This window comes from uncultured Albimonas sp., assembly GCF_963977235.1.
Classification (GTDB): Bacteria; Pseudomonadota; Alphaproteobacteria; order Rhodobacterales; family Rhodobacteraceae; genus Albimonas.
The window spans coordinates 57,953-74,927 of sequence record NZ_CAXBOD010000002.1 but is presented as its reverse complement, the minus strand read 5'-3'; the positions used below and the strand labels follow the sequence as shown (position 1 = coordinate 74,927).

The window sequence follows — 16,975 nt, the reverse complement described above, 5'->3', positions numbered from 1 at the left end:
TAATGAAACCCTCGGGCCAGCGTGACGCGAACGTCAGGACCGCCCTTGGCAAGGCCTTGATCGAAGGGGGAAATTCGCCCTGAAGCTCTGTTCATGCCGTTGCGACAGAAGGGCTTGGCGGGCGTCCTGCGCGTGAAATCAGAGCGGCCATCGCCCGCTCGACGGGTATCGGACGCTTCCGGCGCCGACGGCCGTCGCCACTCAGCGTCGCGCTCGCTGCAACGCAGCAATACCGCAAACGCATAGCCCGCCGCGGGGCGCGCGGCGGGCCGGGAATCACGACAGGTCGGCGGGGCGGATCTCCGCGCGCAGGCCCTGGCCCGGGCCGGGGCCCGCCCGCCTCAGAACACGCCCGGAAGGCTCCCCGCGCGGGAGGACACGTCGAGCCACCGCTCGACATGGGCGGAGACCGAGCGGAAGCAGACCATCTCGAACGCCTCGGGATCCTCGGAGACCTGGCCGAAGGCCGCGGCGAGCTGCCCGAGGCGCGAGCGGCGGAAGTCCCCCGGCCCGAAGGCGGCGCGGGAAAAGTCCACCGGAGCGCCCTTGGCCAGCACCTCGCGCGCGCCCGGCCCCTCGACCCGGAACAGGGCCCGGGCGTCGGAGAGGTCGACGGCAAGGTGGTGGCGGCCCTCCATCGCCTCGGCCAGGGCCGCGAGAGTCGCGGGGACCGCGGCGTGCGGCAGGGTCAGGAGCAGCTCGTCCGGGCTCATCCAGGCCAGCGTCCGGTCGGCCTTGATCGACAGGCGGCGCGTCTCGGGCACGGGGGCGCCGCAGGCCTTCTGCAGGGCCTTGCAGACCACCCCGACCGAAAGGTCGGCGCGCAGCCCGATCATCCCGCGGTCGCGGATGCGGGACCAGGAGACGGCGGGATCAGACATCGTTGCGCTCCCCCTCGGGGTCGAAGAACACCGGCGAGACGACCTTCGCCCGGATCGGCTCGCCCTTGGCCAAGGGGAAGCTCAGGACCTCGCCCATCCGCTCGGGACCGTTGCGGACGAGGGCCATGGCGATCGAGCGGTCGAGCGTCGGCGACCAGTAGGTCGAAGTGACGTGGCCGATGGTCCGCTCGCGCCCGTCGGGCAGCGTGCCCTCGACCGCGTGGGCGCCGTCGGGCAGCACCGCCTTGGGGTCCTCGGTCTCCAGCCCCACCAGGCGCAGCCGGTCGGAGCGGGCGAGGTCGGCGCGCATCATCCCGCGTTTGCCGATGAAGTCGGGCTTCTTCTTCGACACCGCCCAGCCGAGGTTGAGATCGAGCGGGGTCACCGTCCCGTCGGTCTCGTCGCCGATCATGATGAAGCCTTTCTCGGCGCGCAGCACGTGCAGGGCCTCGGTCCCGTAGGGCTGGACGTCGAACGGGGCGCCGGCTTCGAGCAGCGCGTTCCACAGGGCCTGGCCCTGGGCGGCGGGGACGGCGATCTCGTAGCTCAGCTCGCCCGAGAACGAGATTCGGTAGACCCGCGCGTCGAACCCGCCGAGCTTGCCCTCGGCCCAGGCGAGGAACGGCAGCGCCTCCTTCGAGACGTCCATGCCCCCGCCGGCCTTGTCGTTCAGCGCCTGCAGGACCTTGCGGGCGTTGGGGCCGGCGACGGCGATCTGGGCCCACTGCTCGGTGACGTTGGCGACGTAGACCTTGAGATCCCACCACTCGGTCTGCAGCCACTCCTCCATCCACGCATGGACCCGGTCGGCCCCGCCGGTGGTGGTGTGGACGAGGAAGCTGTCCTCCGTGAGCCGCGCGGCGACGCCGTCGTCGAACAGGAACCCCTGCTCGGTGCACATCAGCCCGTAGCGGCAGCGGCCGGGCTTCAGCGTGGACATCATGTTGGTGTAGAGCCGGTCGAGGAACTCGGCCGCGTCCGGCCCCTTCACCAGCAGCTTGCCGAGCGTCGAGGCGTCGAGGATGCCGACCGAGTTGCGCACGCCCAGGATCTCCCGGTGGACGGCGTCTTCGGTGCTCTCGCCCTGCCTGCGGATCGCGTAGGGGCGCCGCCAGTCGCCGACCGGCTCCCACTGGGCGCCGTGGCGCTCGAGCCAGGCGTCGAGGGGGGTGCGGCGCGTGGCCTTGAACAGTTCGTCCTTGGCCGAGCCCGTGATCGCCCCGAAGGTCAGGGGCGTGTAGGGCGGGCGGAAGGTGGTGGTGCCGACCTCGGGGATCGGGGCGCCGCGGGATTCCGCCAGCACCGCGAGGCCGGGGATGTTCGACAGCTTCCCCTGGTCGGTCGCCATGCCCAGCGTGGTGTAGCGCTTGGCATGTTCGACCGAGACATAGCCCTCGCGGGAGGCGAGCTGCACGTCGGAGACCTTCACGTCGTTCTGGAAGTCGAGGAAGGCCTTGGCCGCCAGCTTCGGCGGCATCTTCGCAGGGCTGGTCCACAGCGGGACAATCGGCCCTTCCTCGGGCGCCGAGGCGGCGGGGGCGGCGGGGGCCTCGCCGGTCGCGCCGGCCTCCGCGGCGGCTTTCGCGCCCGCGCAGGCGGCGTCGGCCAGCGAGGCGACGGCATGCAGCTCGCCGTTCGCCGTGCCCGCGCAGGAGACGAACCCCTGCCCGTCGACGCCGGTGGGCGGGCGCGAAGCGTCCGGGCGGAACTGGAGGTTCGTCTCGTCCCAGGTCAGCTTGCCGCCGCAGTGGCTCCACAGATGCACCGCGGGGGACCAGCCGCCCGAGACGGCGACTGCGTCGCACGGGATCGACTCGACCGCCACGCCGTTGCCGTCCACCCGACCGACGGCGAGGCCGGTGACGCGGGCGTGCCCCTCGGCGCGGATCGGCCCGAAGCCCCCGCGCACGTCGAGGCCAGCCGCGCGCGCCGCCTCGACCAACGGACCCATCGGGGTCTCGCGGGCGTCGAGGATGGCGGGGACCTGGAGGCCGGCGGCGTGCAGGGCCAGCGCAGTGCGGTAGGCGTCGTCGTTGTTGGTCGCGAGCACCACCCGCTCGCCGACCGCGACGCCGTAGAGGTCGAGGAAGTCGCGCACGGCGCCCGCCAGCATCACGCCCGGCCGGTCGTTGCCCGCGAAGGCGACGGGCCGCTCGATGGCGCCCGAGGCCAGCACCACGCGCTTCGCCCGGATCCGCCACAGACGTTCGCGCAGGGCGGGGCCGCCCTCGGGCGCCTCCTCCAGCCGCTCGGAGGCCAGCACGTAGCCGTGGTCGTAGACGCCCGCGGCCTGGGTGTTCAGGCGCAGGACGGCGCCGGCCTCGGCCAGCGCCGCGAGCTGGCCCTCGATCCACTCGGGCGCGGGGGCGCCGTCGATCTCGATCCCGTCGGCGGGGGCCCGGCCGCCCCAGTGGGCGCCCTGCTCGACCAGCAGCACCCGCGCGCCGGCGCCGGCCGCGGCCCGCGCGGCGGCGAGGCCCGAGACGCCGCCGCCGACCACCAGCACGTCGGTCTCGTAGTGGAAGTGCTCATAGGAGTCGGGGTCGGCCGCGGTCGGCGCCTTGCCCAGGCCCGCGGCCTGGCGGATCACCGGCTCGAACAGGTGCTTCCACGCCCGGCGGGGATGGATGAAGGTCTTGTAGTAGAAGCCCGCGGGGAAGAACGGCGCGGCGAGCGCGTTCAGCTCGCCCACGTCGGCCTCGAGGCTCGGCCAGTGGTTCTGGCTCTCGACCTGCATGCCGACCTTCAGCTGGGTGGTGGTGGCGCGCAGGTTCGGGGTGCGGCGGGCGCCGGCGCCGACCGAGACCAGCGCGTTGGGCTCCTCGGACGAGGCGCCCACCGCGCCGCGCGGGCGGTGATACTTGAACGAGCGGCCCATCAGCACGCGGTCGTTGGCCAGCAGCGCCGAGGCGAGCGTGTCGCCGGCCACGCCCTCGAGGCGCTTGCCGTTCCAGTCGAAGGGCAGCGGGCGGAAACGGTCGATCAGGCGACCGCCCTGCGGCAGACGGCGAGCCATCAGGCGTCCTCCCCTTCAGGCGTCCAGCCGGGGCGGCGGGCCTGGATCTTCTCGATGATTTCGGCGGGGGGCGCGGAGACGTCGGCGCGATAGGCGCCGAAGATCTCCAGCGTCACGGTGCAGCGGGCGACGTGGAACCACTTCCCGCAGCCGAAGACATGGCGCCAGCGCTCGAAATGCACGCCGCGGGGGTTCCTGCGCTCGAACATGTAGCCGGCGAAGGACGCGTCGTCGCCTTCGGGGCCGACGCGCGTCAGGTGCGCCTCGCCGCCGGGGTGGAACTCGGTCTCCTCGGCGGAGACGCCGCAATGGGGGCAGGTCAGGAGGAGCATCAGCGGGCCCCTCCCGACGCGAGGTCTGCGCGCGCGCGCCGAGAGGGACGCGCGGCGGGATCAGTTCTTCTCGACGTCCACGTCGGGCAGCTTGAGGGTGACCGAGGGGCCCTCGTCCTGCGCGCCGAAGGGCAGGTTGCCGGTGTAGGCGAGGATGCCGCCGCCGACAGCGACGACCAGAAGGGCGCCGACGATGAAGGCCAGAAGCGGGTTCGTGCCGTTGCGGTTGCCGTCAGCCATGACGTTGTCTCCTCGTTTCGGGTATGGTTCCGAGACAGGAGATAGGGGCGTTCGGCAGGAGTCCAACCACTGTTCATGGCGGTGTTGCACCCTTTACAACGGTTTTCGGGAACGGACTGACACCTATTCAGGCCGTTTCTGGGCGAAGCGGACGCAAAGCGGTCCGAAATCAAGGCAGAATCGCGGCGAGACGCCGCGCGATCCGGGGAGGCAAGCGCATGGGCGAGAAAACGACCGAGGCCGCGGCCCTGATGCAGTGGGCGCCGTTCGCGCTGATCGGCGCGGTGTTCGTGTGGATCCTGCTGCGCCGCCGACGCCGCCCCGAAAGGCGCGCCGACCGCACCACGCAGGCCGCCGCCCGCGCCGCGGTCGAGGCCGGCCTGCGCCGGCGCCATCGCGGCCAGGACAACGCCGGCGGACCCTCCGACGGCGCTCCGGGCGGAGACGGCGGGGATGGGGGCAAGGACTGAGGCGGTCAATGGGCCACCGCGGCGGCGACCGACTCGTCGATCATCCGTCCCTCGCGGAAGCGCTCGAGGCCGAAGGGGCCGGCCACCGGGTCCTCGCCGTTCGCGATCATCGAGGCGGTCGCCCAGCCCGAGCCGGGGATCGCCTTGAACCCGCCCGTGCCCCAGCCGCAGTTCATCCAGATTCCCGGCACCGGGGTCGGCCCGATGATCGGCGAGCGGTCGCCGGTCATGTCCACGATCCCGCCCCACTGCCGCAGCATCCGCAGGCGGGTGATGATCGGGAACGTCTCGACCAGCGCGCGCACGGTCTCCTCGACATGCTGGAAGGAGCCGCGCTGGGTGTAGTTGTTGAACCCGTCCGCGCCGCCGCCGATCACCAGCTCGCCCTTGTCGGACTGGCTCATGTAGCCGTGCACGGTGTTGGCCATCACCACGCAGTCGATCACCGGCTTGATCGGCTCGGAGACCAGCGCCTGCAGGGCCACGGATTCGACCGGCAGGCGGAACCCCGCCATCTCGGCCAGCACGCCCGAATGACCGGCGACCACGATGCACAGCTTCTTCGTGCGGATCGCCCCGCGGGTGGTCTGCACGCCGGTGACGCCATTGGCGTCGCGGTCGATGCCCGTCACCTCGCAGCCCTGGAGGATGTCGACGCCCAGATCCGAGGCCGCCCGCGCATAGCCCCAGGCCACCGCATCGTGGCGCGCGGTGCCGCCGCGGGCCTGCCAGAGGCCGCCGAGAACCGGATAGCGCTCGCCCTCCACGTTGAGGATCGGCACGATCTCCCGGCAGCGCTTGGGCGAGACGATCTCGGTCTCGATCCCCTGGGCGCGGTTGGCGGATTCGGTGCGCTTGTAGGCGCGCAGCTCGTGCTCGGTCTGGGCCAGCATCAGCACGCCGCGCGGGCTGAACATGATGTTGAAGTTCAGCTCCTGACTCAGGTTTTCATAAAGGCCGCGGGCCAGCTCGTAGATCGCCGCCGAGGGGTCGCGCAGGTAGTTCGAGCGGATGATGGTGGTGTTGCGCCCGGTGTTGCCGCCGCCGAGCCAGGATTTCTCGAGCACCGCCACGTTCCGGATCCCGTGGTTCTTCGCCAGATAGTAGGCCGTGGCCAGCCCGTGGCCGCCGCCGCCGATGACGATCACGTCGTACTCGGATTTCGGCTCGGGCGAGCGCCAGGCTTTCTCCCACCCCTGGTGCCAGGAGGCGGCGTGCCGGGCGATGGCGAAGACCGAATAACGGGCCATGGGCGGGGGACCTCCGGGAGATGCGCAGGCGGAACGCGGTCGATGCGCGCCGGCCCCTTCTGCCGGAAGCCACCGGCGACCGGGAGCGCGGAAACGCCGTCTCGGCCAAGGAAAGCGACAGCGGCCGCGCGTCGCAACCCCCGGCAGGGTCGCGGGCGGCGACGGGGCCGCGTCGGGGGCGGTCTCGCGGGCCATCGACGCTCGGGACATGACGACGCGGCGGGCCCGCTCACGCGCGCGTCGGTGGACGGAACGCGCGCGCGAGGCTAGGGGAGCCGCATGGAATTCTGGATCGCCGCCCTCGTCGTCGCCCTGCTCGCCGCCGCCTGGCTGGCGCGCCCGTTGCTGAGCGCCGCCGGCGCCGCCCCGGCCGAGCCGGAGGCCGCGCGCGACGTGCAGGTGTTCCGCGACCAGCTGCGCACGCTCGACCGCGACATCGAGCGGGGCGTGCTGGCCGAGGCCGACGCCGAGGGCTCGCGCGCCGAGATCTCCCGCCGCCTGCTGGCCGCGGCCGCGCAGGCCGAGCGCCAGGCCCCCGCCCGCCCCGCGCCGCGCTCCGCCTCGCGCGCGATGGCCGCCGGGCTGGCGCTGGCCGTCTTCGCGGGGGGCGGGGGGCTCTACCTCTGGCTCGGCGCGGCGGGCGCGCCGGATCGCCCGCTCCAGGCCCGCCTCGAGGAGGTTCGTTCCGCCCAGGCGCAGCGTCCCTCCCAGGCGGAGGCCGAGGCGCGGATGGCCGAGGCCGGGACGCCCGCGGCGCCCGAACCCGCGCCTGGCTCGGAGGAGGCGCGGATGCGCGACCTGGTGGCCCAGCTGCGCACGGCGCTCGCCGACCGGCCCGACGACGTGCGCGGCCGGCGGCTGCTGGCCGACAGCCTGATGCGGCTGGGCGACATGCAGGGCGCCCAGGCCGCGATCCACGAGGCGGTGGAGCAGCAGGGCGAGGCCGCCCCGGCCGAGGACCGCGTGGCGCTCGCCGAGGCGATGATCCTGTCGGCCGGCGGCTATGTCTCGCCCGAGGCCGAGACCCAGCTCGGCCGCGCGCTGCGGGCCGATCCGGCCAACTCGGTCGGGCGCTACTATGCCGGCCTGGCGCTGGCCCAGACCGGCCGCTACGGCCTCGCGCTGCGCTTCTGGCGGGCGCTGCTGGCCGAGGGGCCCGCGGACGCCCCCTGGATCGCCCCGATCCGCGCCCAGCTCCCCGACCTCGAGCAGGCCGCCGCCCGGGCCGGCCAGCTGGCGGAGGCCGGAGAGCCCGCGCCGCCCCCCGCCGCCCTGCCCGGCCCCGACCGCGAGCAGGTCGAGGCCGCCGGCGAGATGACCGCCCAGGACCGCGCCGCGATGATCGAGGGCATGGTCGCGGGACTCGCCGAACGGCTGCAGGCCGAGGGCGGCTCGGCGCAGGAATGGGCGCGCCTGATCCGCGCCTACGGCGTGCTGGACCGCGACGAGGACGCTGCGGCCGCCTTCGCCCGGGCGCGCGAGGCGCTGGCCGGCGACGACGCCGCGCAGGCCGCGCTGGCGCAGGCCGCCGCAGACGCCGGAGTCCCGCAATGACCGACGCCCCGCGACCGAGCTTCGCCCCGATCCTGGAATCCTCCCAGGCCGCCGAGATGCTGGCGCAGCTCCCGCGGGACGCGCAGCTGGTCGGGCTCGATCTCGGCGACCGGACCATCGGGCTGGCGGTCTCGGACGGGCGGCGGCGCATCGCCTCGCCGCTGACCACGGTGCGGCGCAAGAAGTTCCGCGCCGACGTCGAGCGGATGCTCGAGGCGCTCGAGGGGCGGACCGTCGGCGGCTGGGTGCTGGGTCTGCCGGTGAACATGGCCGGGGACGAGGGCCCGCGCTGCCAGTCCACCCGCACCTTCGCCCGCAACTTCGCCCGGCTGACCGCCGCCCCGATCCTGCTGTGGGACGAGCGTCTGTCCACCGTCGCCGCCGAGCGCGCGCTGCTCGAGGCCGACGCCTCGCGCCGCCGTCGCGCCGAGGTTATCGACAGCGTCGCGGCGGCCTATATCCTTCAGGGCGCGCTGGACCGGCTCGCCGCGCTTACGAGGGAGGACGAATGACCGACGGCCCCGATCCCGGGCACGACCAGGCCGCCGCCGTCTGGCGCCGCGCCGAGGTCGAGAGCCCCTGCGTCAACGTCTGCGTGCTGCATCCCCAGGCGAGGATCTGCGTGGGCTGCTTCCGAACGGGCGACGAGATCGCCGGCTGGTCGCGGATGACGCCCGAGCGTCGTCGCGAGATCATGGCCGACCTGCCCGCGCGCGAACCCGCCCTGCGCGCCCCCGAGAACCGCCCCTCCGCCCGCCGCCGCGCCCGCCGCGGCTGAACGCCGGACCCGCCGACCCCCGGCCTCTGGCGGAGCCCTGGCCTCTGGCGGCGCGATACGGCGTCGACTCGCCCTCGCGGCGCCGGCTTCGAGGCGCAGTCCCGACCCCGGATCAGGCCCCATGCGCGGGCCTCGGAGGTCGGCTCCCTCCCGGAGACCGTGCGCCCCGGGCGCCTCGGCGAGCCCTCGCGGATCGCTTCAGGCGGCGGCCGGGATCACTTCCTGCAGGGCGTCCTCGATCAGGCGGGCGTCAGCGCCCTCGCGGTGGGCCGCCTCGGAGATCGTGCGCCGGAAGCGCCGGGCCCCGGGCAGACCGTGGAACAGACCCAGCATGTGGCGGGCGATGCGGTGCAGGCGCTCGCCCTTCGCCATCTCGTCGTCGATATAGTCCATCATCGCCCGCGCCACCGCGACCGGATCCGCGTCCGGCCCCGGCGCGCCGAAGATGCGCCGGTCGGCGGCTGCGAGCATCCGGGTCGGCTCGTGATAGGCCGCCCGCCCGATCATCGCGCCGTCGAGCCCGGCCGCGAGGCGATCCTCGGCCGCCTCCAGGTCCGCCAGCCCGCCGTTCGCCGCGATCTCGAGATCCGGCCGGCGCGCCTTCTGGGCGGCGACCAGGTCGTGGTCGAGCGGCGGGATCTCGCGGTTCTCCTTGGGGCTGAGGCCCTGCAGCCAGGCCTTGCGGGCGTGAACCGCGAAGCTGCGAACGCCCGCGTCCGCGATGCGGTCGAGGAAGGCGGGCAGGACCTGCTCGGGCGCCTGATCGTCGACGCCGATGCGGCACTTGACGGTGATCTCGGGCCCGTCCTCGGCCGCGGAGGCCGCGATCATCGCCTCGACGCAGGCGGCGACCGTCTCGGGCTCGCGCATCAGGCAGGCGCCGAACGCCCCGGTCTGCACCTTGTCCGAGGGGCAGCCGACGTTGAGGTTGATCTCGACATAGGGATAGGCGCAGGCCCGCCGCACCGCCTCGGCGAGCGTGGCGGGGTCCGAGCCCCCCAGCTGCAGCGCCACCGCGCCTTCGAGCTCGGGCCGGAAGCGCAGCAACCGGTCGGCGTCCCCCCGCACGATCGCCGAGCCGACCACCATCTCGGTATAGAGCAGCGCCCGCCCCGACAGCTTGCGATGCAGCACCCGGCAATGCCGGTCGGTCCAGTCCATCATCGGGGCGACGGAGAGGCGTCGATCGGGTTTTCTCATTGCGTTTCAACCGCTTGCATGGACCATTATCCACCCCGACAACCTGTTGCCTATCCACGATTTTCGGGGGGGTGAGGGTTTTCGCCTCCGTTGCGCTACGCTGTAGCATGCTCCAACAGATCTGTCCCGCCCTGCCCCGGCAGGGAAGCCGCCGCCTCCGGCCGGCGGCGCGCGCCTGAGCTGCCGCTTCGTCATTCGTGGTTTCTTGAACTGACTCCCTTTTCCGCCCGCCGCAGCCGCCGCGGGGGTCCCGACCGAGATGACCCTCGCCCCTGCCGCGCCGACCCTCGTCCGCGCAGCCCTGGCGCCTGTTGGTGCAAGCCGGATCGAGAACTCGCGGCAGGCCACGAGCGCCGCTCCCGTCCCCTCTGCCGCGACGTCCGGCGAGGAGACGATGCGCAAAAGGGGATGGCGATGGTCTTCGCGATCGCTCCTGCCGCCGCCTTGGCGAGATTGTCCGTCTGCGCCGATACGACCTGCGGGTGGGCGACAGGATGATCCCGCTTCGCGACGAGACGCGTCGCAGAAGAAAGCTCGGCAACACCCTGCGGCGCGACCTGCCCGAAGAGAGGCTTGCGATCATCCCGGCAACGCCGAAGACGGGAAAACTGGTCTTGCCGTCCAGGCCGAAGTCCATCGGGGCGGCCCTCCGACGCCACCGCGAACGGGACGGGATCGACGATCTCCGCTTCCACGATCTTGGCCACGCGAGCGTGAGCCGGCTGTTCGAGACGGGTTCGACGGCGCCGTCGCCCCACGTTCGGAGCCCAGCGCCGCCAGCGCGCTCGAGCGCTGCGAGCCTGTCGCAAAGGTCGGCGACACGTTCGCGGACTGGCCCTGGCGCGCGCGCAATCACGTCGAAGGGCCGGCTCTGGACCGACTGGAGCCCCGGCGACTCGTCGCTGAGCGACGTGCCGTCGGCGATCGCGCGCCAGGCGAAACAGGCCGGGCATGGCGCGTCGCAGGCCGCCATGACGACGTCCGGCAATGGCTTTCATTCGACTGCACGTTCTTCTTCCGGCGCTCAAACATCGGCGACATCTGCTGCCCGCGACAGAAGAGCAGACGGGCATGAACCCTTTCGCGATGCTGTGGACCGGCTTCGGCGGGATGCCCGCGGTCTCCCTCGACCAGGCGCCGAGCGCCTTCAACCTCACGCCCGAACCGCCCGTCCGGAAGATCGACGCGGGGGACCTGACGTTGCCGTGCTTACGGCTCGAAAACAGCCAGACGGCTGTTCTTCTGGTCGCGTTTTCGGATCTCACGGAACTGGCGGTCGCGAAGCCCCATGACGCCATTCTCGGCCGGACTGGCCCTTGGCGCATAGTCCCATGGCGATCGGCGCCAGCCGGCGTTCCGGCAATGCTCGAGGGTCCGAAGAACCGACGGACGCCCGCCTTCGTTCGATCGCCTGACAAGGATCGCCGCACTCAGCGGCTCTCGAGCGAGCGACCGCCGCTTCCCCTCGGGTCAGAACCCGTCCTTTAGCCCCTCGGCTCAGAACCCGTCCTTGAGCGTCAGGTGACTGTGCGGCTGCGCTTCGCCGCTGCCGTGCGGGTGCGTCTCCTCAACGTCCTCGACCGGGACAAGCGACAGCTGGCCATGGCGCACGCCGCGCTCGGCGAAGAGGCCGTGGGCGTAGTCCTCGACGTCGCCGACCTTGCCGCGCATCACCGTCACCTCCACCGCCGCCGAATGGTCCAGCGGCACCGACAGCGCCGCGATCGCCAGGTCGTGACGCGAGTGGCGGGCCTGCGGCACCCGGCGCCCGAGGTCGCGCATCGAGAGATCCAGCGTGTAGCTGACCATTCCGATGCAGTCCGCCCCCCGGGCCGTGTCGCGCCGCAGCGCCCGGCGCAGCAGGTCGCGCACCGCCTCGGAGCGGTTGGTGGCGCCTGACCGCTGCATGTGGCGGTCGAGCTCGTCGAGCAGGTCGTCCTCGATGGCGATGGTGATCCGCTGCATGGCGCCCTCTCTTCAACCGCGCCGAGCATCGCTTCCCCACGCCGCAGGCGCAAGCGAGGCGGCCGGTTTACATGGGGCGCGACGCGAGTATGAAGTGAGGGCCTGGATTTCACACGATGAGGGCCTCCGATGATCCTCCGCGCTCTTGCCGCCGCGCTGGTCGCCTCCTGCCTTCTGGCCCCCGCCGCCGGGGCCCGCCCGCTGGTGCTGGCGGTGGGGGGGGAGCCGGACGCCGGCTTCGACCCGATCATGGGCTGGGGGCACTACGGCAGCCCCCTGTTCCAGTCCACGCTGCTGCGCCGGGACGCGGAGCTGAACCTGATCGGCGACCTGGCGACTGAGTGGTCGCTGTCCGGGGACGGGCGGATCTGGCGCGTGACGCTGCGCGAGGACGCGCGCTTCTCCGACGGCACGGCGCTCACGGCTCAGGATGTGGTCTTCACCTACAACGCCGCGCGTGACGCCGGGGGGCTTGCGGACCTCAGCGCGCTGAAGGAGGCGCGGGCGCTGGACGACCGCGCGGTGGAGCTGGAGCTGACCGCGCCGCGGATCACCTTCGTCTCCCGCCTCGCCACGCTGGGCATCGTGCCGGCGGCGAGCTACGGGCCGGGCTACGCCCGCGCGCCCGTCGGCTCCGGCCCGTTCCGCCTGATCGAGTGGCGCGAGGGCGAGCAGCTGGTGGTCGAGCCCAACCCCCACTGGCACGGCGGCGAGATCGCCTTCGAGCGGGTCAGCTTCGTGTTCGGCTCGGAGGAGGCGGGCGTGGCGCTCGCCCGCACCGGCGCGGCCGACGTCGTGGCGGCGCCCCCCGCCATGGCCGACGCGGCGCCCACCGGCATGCGGGTCCTGCACCGCGAGACGGTGGACAACCGCGGCCTCGCCTTCCCGATGGTCCCGGACGAGGGCCGCACGACCGAGGCCGGCGCCCCCATCGGCAACGACGTCACCGCCGACCGCGCCATCCGCGTCGCGATCAACCAGGCGCTGGACCGCGAGGCGCTCGTGGCGCTGGCGCTCGACGGCCACGGCCGGCCCGCCTACGGCCCCGCCGACGGGCTGCCCTGGGACAACCCGGAGGCCGCGATCCCCGGCGCAGACCCCGAGGCCGCCCGCGCCACGCTGGAGGCCGCCGGCTGGACCGACGCCGACGGCGACGGGGTGCGCGAGAAGGACGGCCTGCGCGCCGCCTTCCAGATCGTCTATCCCGCCAGCGATTCCACCCGCCAGGCGCTGGCGCTGGGCGCGGCCGACCAGCTTCGCGGCATCGGCGTCGCGGCCGAGCCGGCGGGACGCAGCTGGGACGAGATCGGGGGCCTGATGCACGCCCAGGCGGTGGTCCTGGGCTGGGGGGCGCACGATCCGTCCGAGATCTGTTACCTGCACCACAGCGCCTACGCCGGCGTCGACTACTACAACCCCGGCCACTACGCGAACCCGACCGTTGACGCGCATCTGGAAGCGGCCGAGGCCGCGCCGAGCTTCGAGGCCTCGCTCGCCGAATGGCGCGCCGCCGCCTGGGACGGGGAGACGGGCTACGGTCCGCGCGGCGACGCGGCCTGGGCGTGGATGGTCAACCTCGAGCACGCCTACTGGGCGTCGGAGTGCCTCGACCTCGGGCCGGCGCAGATCCATCCGCACGGCCACGGCTTCCCGATCACTCACGACATCGCCGCCTGGCGCTGGACCTGCGAGTGAGCGGCTGGCTGCCGGCGCTGCTGGCCGGGCGGCTGATCCGGCTCGCCTGGCTGTTGCCGCTGGCCGCGGTCGGGCTGTTCTGGCTGGTCTCGCTGGCCCCGATCGACCCGGTGCAGGCCTATGTTGGCGGGCGCACCTCCCAGATCGGGCCCGAGCAGCGCGAGGCGATCGCCGCCGCCTGGGGCCTCGACCGCCCTGCGGTCGAGCGCTTCGCGAGCTGGCTGGCGGGCGCGGCGCAGGGCGACCTCGGCCGCTCGATCAGCTACAACGCGCCGGTGGCCGAGGTGATCGCGCGGCGGTTTCCCGCCTCGCTGGCGCTGATCGGGGCGGCCTTCGTCCTGTCTTTCGCGCTCGGCTCGGCGCTGGGGCTGATTGCGGGCGCGACCCGCGGGCGCTGGCCGGATCGGGCGATCCGCGCCGCCGCGGTCGTGCTGTCGGCGAGCCCGGGGTTCTGGGTCGCGATCCTCCTGATAGCGGTCTTCGCGGTGGGGCTGGGCTGGCTGCCGGCCTGCTGCGCGGCGCCGCCCGGGCGGCTCGCGGACGAAGTCTCGGCGGCCGAGCGCTGGCGGCACATGATCCTGCCGGTCGCCACGCTCTCGGTGGTGGGGATCGGGCCGCTGATCCTGCATACGCGCCAGAGCCTGATCGCCTTTCTCGAAAGCCCCGCGGCCCGTCACCTGGGCGCGCATGGCGCCTCGCCCCTGCGGCTCGCCTTCGGGCCGGGGCTACGCCATGCCGTGGGGGTGGCGCTGACGCTGCACCTGGCGGGGGCGGGGGAGCTTTTCGGGGGCTCGGTCCTGGCCGAGGCGGTGTTCGCGTGGCCGGGCCTCGGCCAGGCCACGGTGCGCGCGGCGACGGGAGCGGACGCGCCGCTGCTGATGGGGATCGGGCTGGCGACGCTGCTCTTCGTCTTCGCGGGCAATCTTGCGGCCGACATCGCCGCCCGGCTCGCCGATCCGCGGCTGCGGGGACGGGCGTGACGCTGGCGGCCGAGCCCCTGGCCCGCGCGGCGCCCCCCGCGGCCCCCGGCGACGCCCGGGGCCGGGCGCTCCGCCGCGGCGCGCTGGCCCTGCTGGCGCTGGGAGGGGTGCTGGCGGGGGCCGCGCTGCTGCCGCCCTCGGCGCTGGGGGTGGACGTGAGCGCGCGCGCCCTCCCCCCGCTGCCGGCGCATCCGTTCGGGACCGACATGCTGGGGCGCGACGTGGCCGCGCGCAGCCTCGCGGCGCTGGCGCTGAGCGTGCAGGTGGGGCTGCTCGCCGCCGCCTGCTCGACGCTGATCGCGGTGGGGCTGGGGCTGGCCGCCACCCTGGGGCGGGCGGCGGACCAGGCGGTGGGGGTGCTGACCGAGCTGGCGCTGGGCCTGCCGCATTTCGTGCTGCTGATCATGATCGCCTTCGCCGCCGGCGGCGGCGCCGCGGGCGTGATCGTGGCGGTGGCCTTCACCCACTGGCCCCGTCTGGCGCGCGTGCTGCGCCACGAGGCGCAGACGCTGGCCGCCTCGGAGGCCGTCGAGGTCTCCCGCGCGCTCGGGCGCTCGCGCCTGTGGATCGCGCGCCATCACCTGGCGCCGCCGCTCGTGGGGCAGATCGTGGCGGGGTTCGTGATGATCTTCCCCCACGCGGTGCTGCACGAGGCGGGGCTCAGCTTCATCGGCCTGGGCATCGAGCCGCACCTGCCCTCGATCGGCGTGATGCTGGCCGAGTCCCTGCGCGAGATCATGGCCGGCCGCTGGTGGGTCGCCGCGGCGCCGGGCCTCGGCCTGATGCTGGTCGCCCTGATCTTCGAGCGCTTCGGCGAGGCCCTGCGCCGCCTCGGCGATCGCGAGGGTCTGGCGACATGACCCTGCGGATCGAGGATCTGGGCGTCGCCTTCCCCGCCCCCCGCCCGGCGGCGCTCGAGGGCGTCTGCTTCGCCGTGGCGCGGGGCGAGCTCGTGGGCCTGACCGGCAGCTCCGGCGCGGGCAAGAGCCTTGCGGCCGAGGCGCTGGCGGGCCTGCTGCCTCCGGGGGCCGAGCGGCGGGGGCGGATCACCCTCGACGGCGCCCCCCTGCCCCGCGGCGCGGTGGCGCTGGCGCCCCAGCGGCTCGACGCGCTCGACCCGCTGGCGCGCGTCGGACGCCAGATCGAGCGTTTCGCCCGCCTCGCTGGCCGGCGCGCCGACGTGCCCGCGACGCTGGCCGAGGCGGGGCTTCCGGCCGAGACGGCGGCGCGCTTCCCTCACCAGCTTTCCGGCGGCATGGCGCGCCGGGTGCTGCTGGCGGCCGCGCTCTCCACCGGGGCCGCGTGGATCGTGGCCGACGAGCCGACCGTGGGCCTCGACCCTGCCGCCGCCGACCGGGCGACGGCGCTGCTGGCGCGGCTGGCGGGGACGGGGCGGGGCCTCGTCGTCGTCTCCCACGACCTGCCCCGGCTCGCCCGCGTCGCCGCCCGCATCGTGGTGCTGCGCGAGGGCCGCCAGGTCGAGACCGCGCCCGCCGCCGCCTTCGCGGGCGAGGGCGCGGCGCTTCGCGACCCGTTCTCCCGGGCGCTGTGGCGGGCCCAGATCCCCGAGGACGCCGCGTGCTGAGCGCCGCCGGCCTCGCCCTCGCCTTCGCCGGGCGCGCGGTGCTGACTGATGTCGCGCTCAGCCTCGGTCCGGGCGAGGTAGTCGGTTTGGGCGGCCCGTCGGGCGCGGGCAAGTCGACGCTGGGCCGGATCCTCGCCGGCCGTCTCGAGGCCGATGCGGGCCAGGTGACCCTGGACGGCCTCCCGCGCTCCCCCGCCCGCCCCGGCCGCCCGGCGCCGGTGCAATACGCGCCCCAGTCGGCTGAGCTCGCCGTCGATCCCCGCTGGAGCGTCGCCCGGATCCTCGCCAACGCCGGCCCGCCCGACGCCGAGGCGGTCGCGGCCCTGGGCGTGCGCGAAGCCTGGGCCTCGCGCCGGCCCTCGGAGCTGTCGGGCGGCGAGCTGGCGCGGGTCTCGCTGGCGCGCCTCTTCCATCCCGGCCTGCGCCACCTGGTCTGCGACGAGGTCTCGAGCCAGCTTGACGCGCTGGAGCAGGACGGGGTCCTGCGCGCGCTGACCGCACTCGCCCGCGATCGCGGGATCGGCCTGCTGCTGATCTCCCATGGCGCGGGCCTGCGACGGCGCTTCTGCGACCGGGATCTGACACTTGCCGACGGGCGCCTGAACGCAACGCCCGCCAGCTGAGGCGCCGCGACGCTCCTGCCGCTGCGGGAGCGCTTGACGCCGCCCGGCCGGCAGGTCATCTTCGCGCCGTTCCGGTTCCGCGCCGGGGGTTCGCCCCCGGCCGGGAGCAAAAGGGAACGCGGTGAGGTCGACCCAATGCGGGGACCGACTCCGCGGCTGCCCCCGCAACTGTGAGCGGCGAGCCGACCCTCGATACGCCACTGGCCCACGCCCCCCGAGCATGCCTCAGGGGACCGGGCCGGGAAGGCGAGGGACCGGTGCAGACCCGCGAGCCAGGAGACCTGCCGGAACCTCGTCATCCTTCCTCCGTGCGGGGCGCGCGAAGGAGCGGTTCGATCCGCAGCGGTGACTTCGCAGTCGTCGTCTGACGGGTCGAGGTCCTTCCCCCATGAAGCGCCCCCGAACC

At 73.9% G+C, this 16,975-nt stretch carries 17 protein-coding genes and 1 riboswitch; of the genes, 10 read left to right on the top strand and 7 right to left on the bottom strand.

The window, feature by feature from the left end:
- Window positions 1-341: 341 nt before the first annotated feature.
- From AAC134_RS02660 to AAC134_RS02645, 4 genes are read right to left on the bottom strand one after another with little or no spacing between them, the layout of a single operon-like run.
- Window positions 342-881: a sarcosine oxidase subunit gamma family protein gene (locus tag AAC134_RS02660; protein ID WP_339947501.1), complete on the bottom strand. Its 540-nt coding sequence runs from the start codon at window positions 879-881 to the stop codon at window positions 342-344.
- On the bottom strand, window positions 874-3,897 hold the full coding sequence (locus AAC134_RS02655; RefSeq protein ID WP_339947500.1) for a sarcosine oxidase subunit alpha family protein: 3,024 nt from the start codon (window positions 3,895-3,897) through the stop codon (window positions 874-876). Before AAC134_RS02655 ends, AAC134_RS02660 begins: the two co-directional genes overlap by 8 nt.
- The gene (locus AAC134_RS02650; protein ID WP_339947499.1) at window positions 3,897-4,229 is read right to left on the bottom strand and encodes a sarcosine oxidase subunit delta; all 333 of its coding nucleotides are present in this window, start codon (window positions 4,227-4,229) and stop codon (window positions 3,897-3,899) included. The genes AAC134_RS02655 and AAC134_RS02650 overlap by 1 nt, the downstream gene beginning before the upstream one ends.
- Before the next feature lie 60 nt (window positions 4,230-4,289).
- Window positions 4,290-4,469, bottom strand: coding sequence for a hypothetical protein (locus AAC134_RS02645; RefSeq protein WP_339947498.1), 180 nt, complete (start codon window positions 4,467-4,469; stop codon window positions 4,290-4,292).
- A gap of 218 nt (window positions 4,470-4,687) precedes the next feature.
- On the opposite strand from AAC134_RS02645, the gene AAC134_RS02640 reads away from it, so the two are divergent.
- Window positions 4,688-4,939, top strand: coding sequence for a hypothetical protein (locus AAC134_RS02640; RefSeq protein WP_339947497.1), 252 nt, complete (start codon window positions 4,688-4,690; stop codon window positions 4,937-4,939).
- Window positions 4,940-4,944: 5 nt separating this feature from the next.
- Here AAC134_RS02640 and AAC134_RS02635 read toward each other — a convergent pair whose 3' ends face one another.
- A complete protein-coding gene (locus AAC134_RS02635) occupies window positions 4,945-6,189 on the bottom strand; it encodes a sarcosine oxidase subunit beta family protein (protein WP_339947496.1) in 1,245 nt (414 codons plus the stop codon).
- Window positions 6,190-6,468: 279 nt separating this feature from the next.
- Here AAC134_RS02635 and ccmI point away from each other — a divergent pair, with 279 nt between their 5' ends.
- Genes ccmI through AAC134_RS02620 form a run of 3 tightly spaced genes read left to right on the top strand, consistent with a single transcriptional unit; the run spans window position 6,469 to window position 8,521 of the window.
- Window positions 6,469-7,743: a c-type cytochrome biogenesis protein CcmI gene (gene ccmI, locus AAC134_RS02630; protein ID WP_339947495.1), complete on the top strand. Its 1,275-nt coding sequence runs from the start codon at window positions 6,469-6,471 to the stop codon at window positions 7,741-7,743.
- Between the two features lie 56 nt (window positions 7,744-7,799).
- Entirely contained in the window at window positions 7,800-8,255 is a 456-nt protein-coding gene (gene ruvX / locus AAC134_RS02625; RefSeq protein WP_339947690.1) for a Holliday junction resolvase RuvX, read from the top strand.
- Window positions 8,252-8,521 carry a DUF1289 domain-containing protein gene (locus AAC134_RS02620; protein WP_339947494.1) on the top strand — a complete coding sequence of 90 codons (270 nt, stop codon included), beginning with the start codon at window positions 8,252-8,254 and terminating at the stop codon, window positions 8,519-8,521. The genes ruvX and AAC134_RS02620 overlap by 4 nt, the downstream gene beginning before the upstream one ends.
- A gap of 198 nt (window positions 8,522-8,719) precedes the next feature.
- On the opposite strand, the gene dusA is transcribed toward AAC134_RS02620, so the two are convergent.
- On the bottom strand, window positions 8,720-9,721 hold the full coding sequence (gene dusA / locus AAC134_RS02615) for a tRNA dihydrouridine(20/20a) synthase DusA (protein WP_339947493.1): 1,002 nt from the start codon (window positions 9,719-9,721) through the stop codon (window positions 8,720-8,722).
- A 987-nt stretch (window positions 9,722-10,708) separates the two neighbouring features.
- Here dusA and AAC134_RS02610 point away from each other — a divergent pair.
- A complete protein-coding gene (locus AAC134_RS02610) occupies window positions 10,709-11,209 on the top strand; it encodes a pyocin activator PrtN family protein (protein WP_339947492.1) in 501 nt (166 codons plus the stop codon).
- A gap of 9 nt (window positions 11,210-11,218) precedes the next feature.
- Here the strand turns inward: AAC134_RS02610 and nikR are convergent, their stop codons facing one another.
- Window positions 11,219-11,686: a nickel-responsive transcriptional regulator NikR gene (gene nikR, locus AAC134_RS02605; RefSeq protein ID WP_339947491.1), complete on the bottom strand. Its 468-nt coding sequence runs from the start codon at window positions 11,684-11,686 to the stop codon at window positions 11,219-11,221.
- Window positions 11,687-11,815: 129 nt separating this feature from the next.
- Between nikR and AAC134_RS02600 the strand changes: the two genes are divergently transcribed.
- From AAC134_RS02600 to AAC134_RS02580, 5 genes are read left to right on the top strand one after another with little or no spacing between them, the layout of a single operon-like run.
- Complete coding sequence (locus AAC134_RS02600) at window positions 11,816-13,381, top strand: ABC transporter substrate-binding protein (protein WP_339947490.1); 1,566 nt, start codon at window positions 11,816-11,818, stop codon at window positions 13,379-13,381.
- Window positions 13,378-14,361 carry an ABC transporter permease gene (locus tag AAC134_RS02595; RefSeq protein WP_339947489.1) on the top strand — a complete coding sequence of 328 codons (984 nt, stop codon included), beginning with the start codon at window positions 13,378-13,380 and terminating at the stop codon, window positions 14,359-14,361. The genes AAC134_RS02600 and AAC134_RS02595 overlap by 4 nt, the downstream gene beginning before the upstream one ends.
- Window positions 14,358-15,221 carry an ABC transporter permease gene (locus AAC134_RS02590; protein ID WP_339947488.1) on the top strand — a complete coding sequence of 288 codons (864 nt, stop codon included), beginning with the start codon at window positions 14,358-14,360 and terminating at the stop codon, window positions 15,219-15,221. Before AAC134_RS02595 ends, AAC134_RS02590 begins: the two co-directional genes overlap by 4 nt.
- Entirely contained in the window at window positions 15,218-15,946 is a 729-nt protein-coding gene (locus AAC134_RS02585; protein ID WP_339947487.1) for an ATP-binding cassette domain-containing protein, read from the top strand. Before AAC134_RS02590 ends, AAC134_RS02585 begins: the two co-directional genes overlap by 4 nt.
- The gene (locus tag AAC134_RS02580; protein WP_339947486.1) at window positions 15,940-16,569 is read left to right on the top strand and encodes an ATP-binding cassette domain-containing protein; all 630 of its coding nucleotides are present in this window, start codon (window positions 15,940-15,942) and stop codon (window positions 16,567-16,569) included. Before AAC134_RS02585 ends, AAC134_RS02580 begins: the two co-directional genes overlap by 7 nt.
- A 55-nt stretch (window positions 16,570-16,624) precedes the next feature.
- Window positions 16,625-16,873, top strand: a riboswitch (cobalamin riboswitch).
- Window positions 16,874-16,975: the final 102 nt, after the last annotated feature.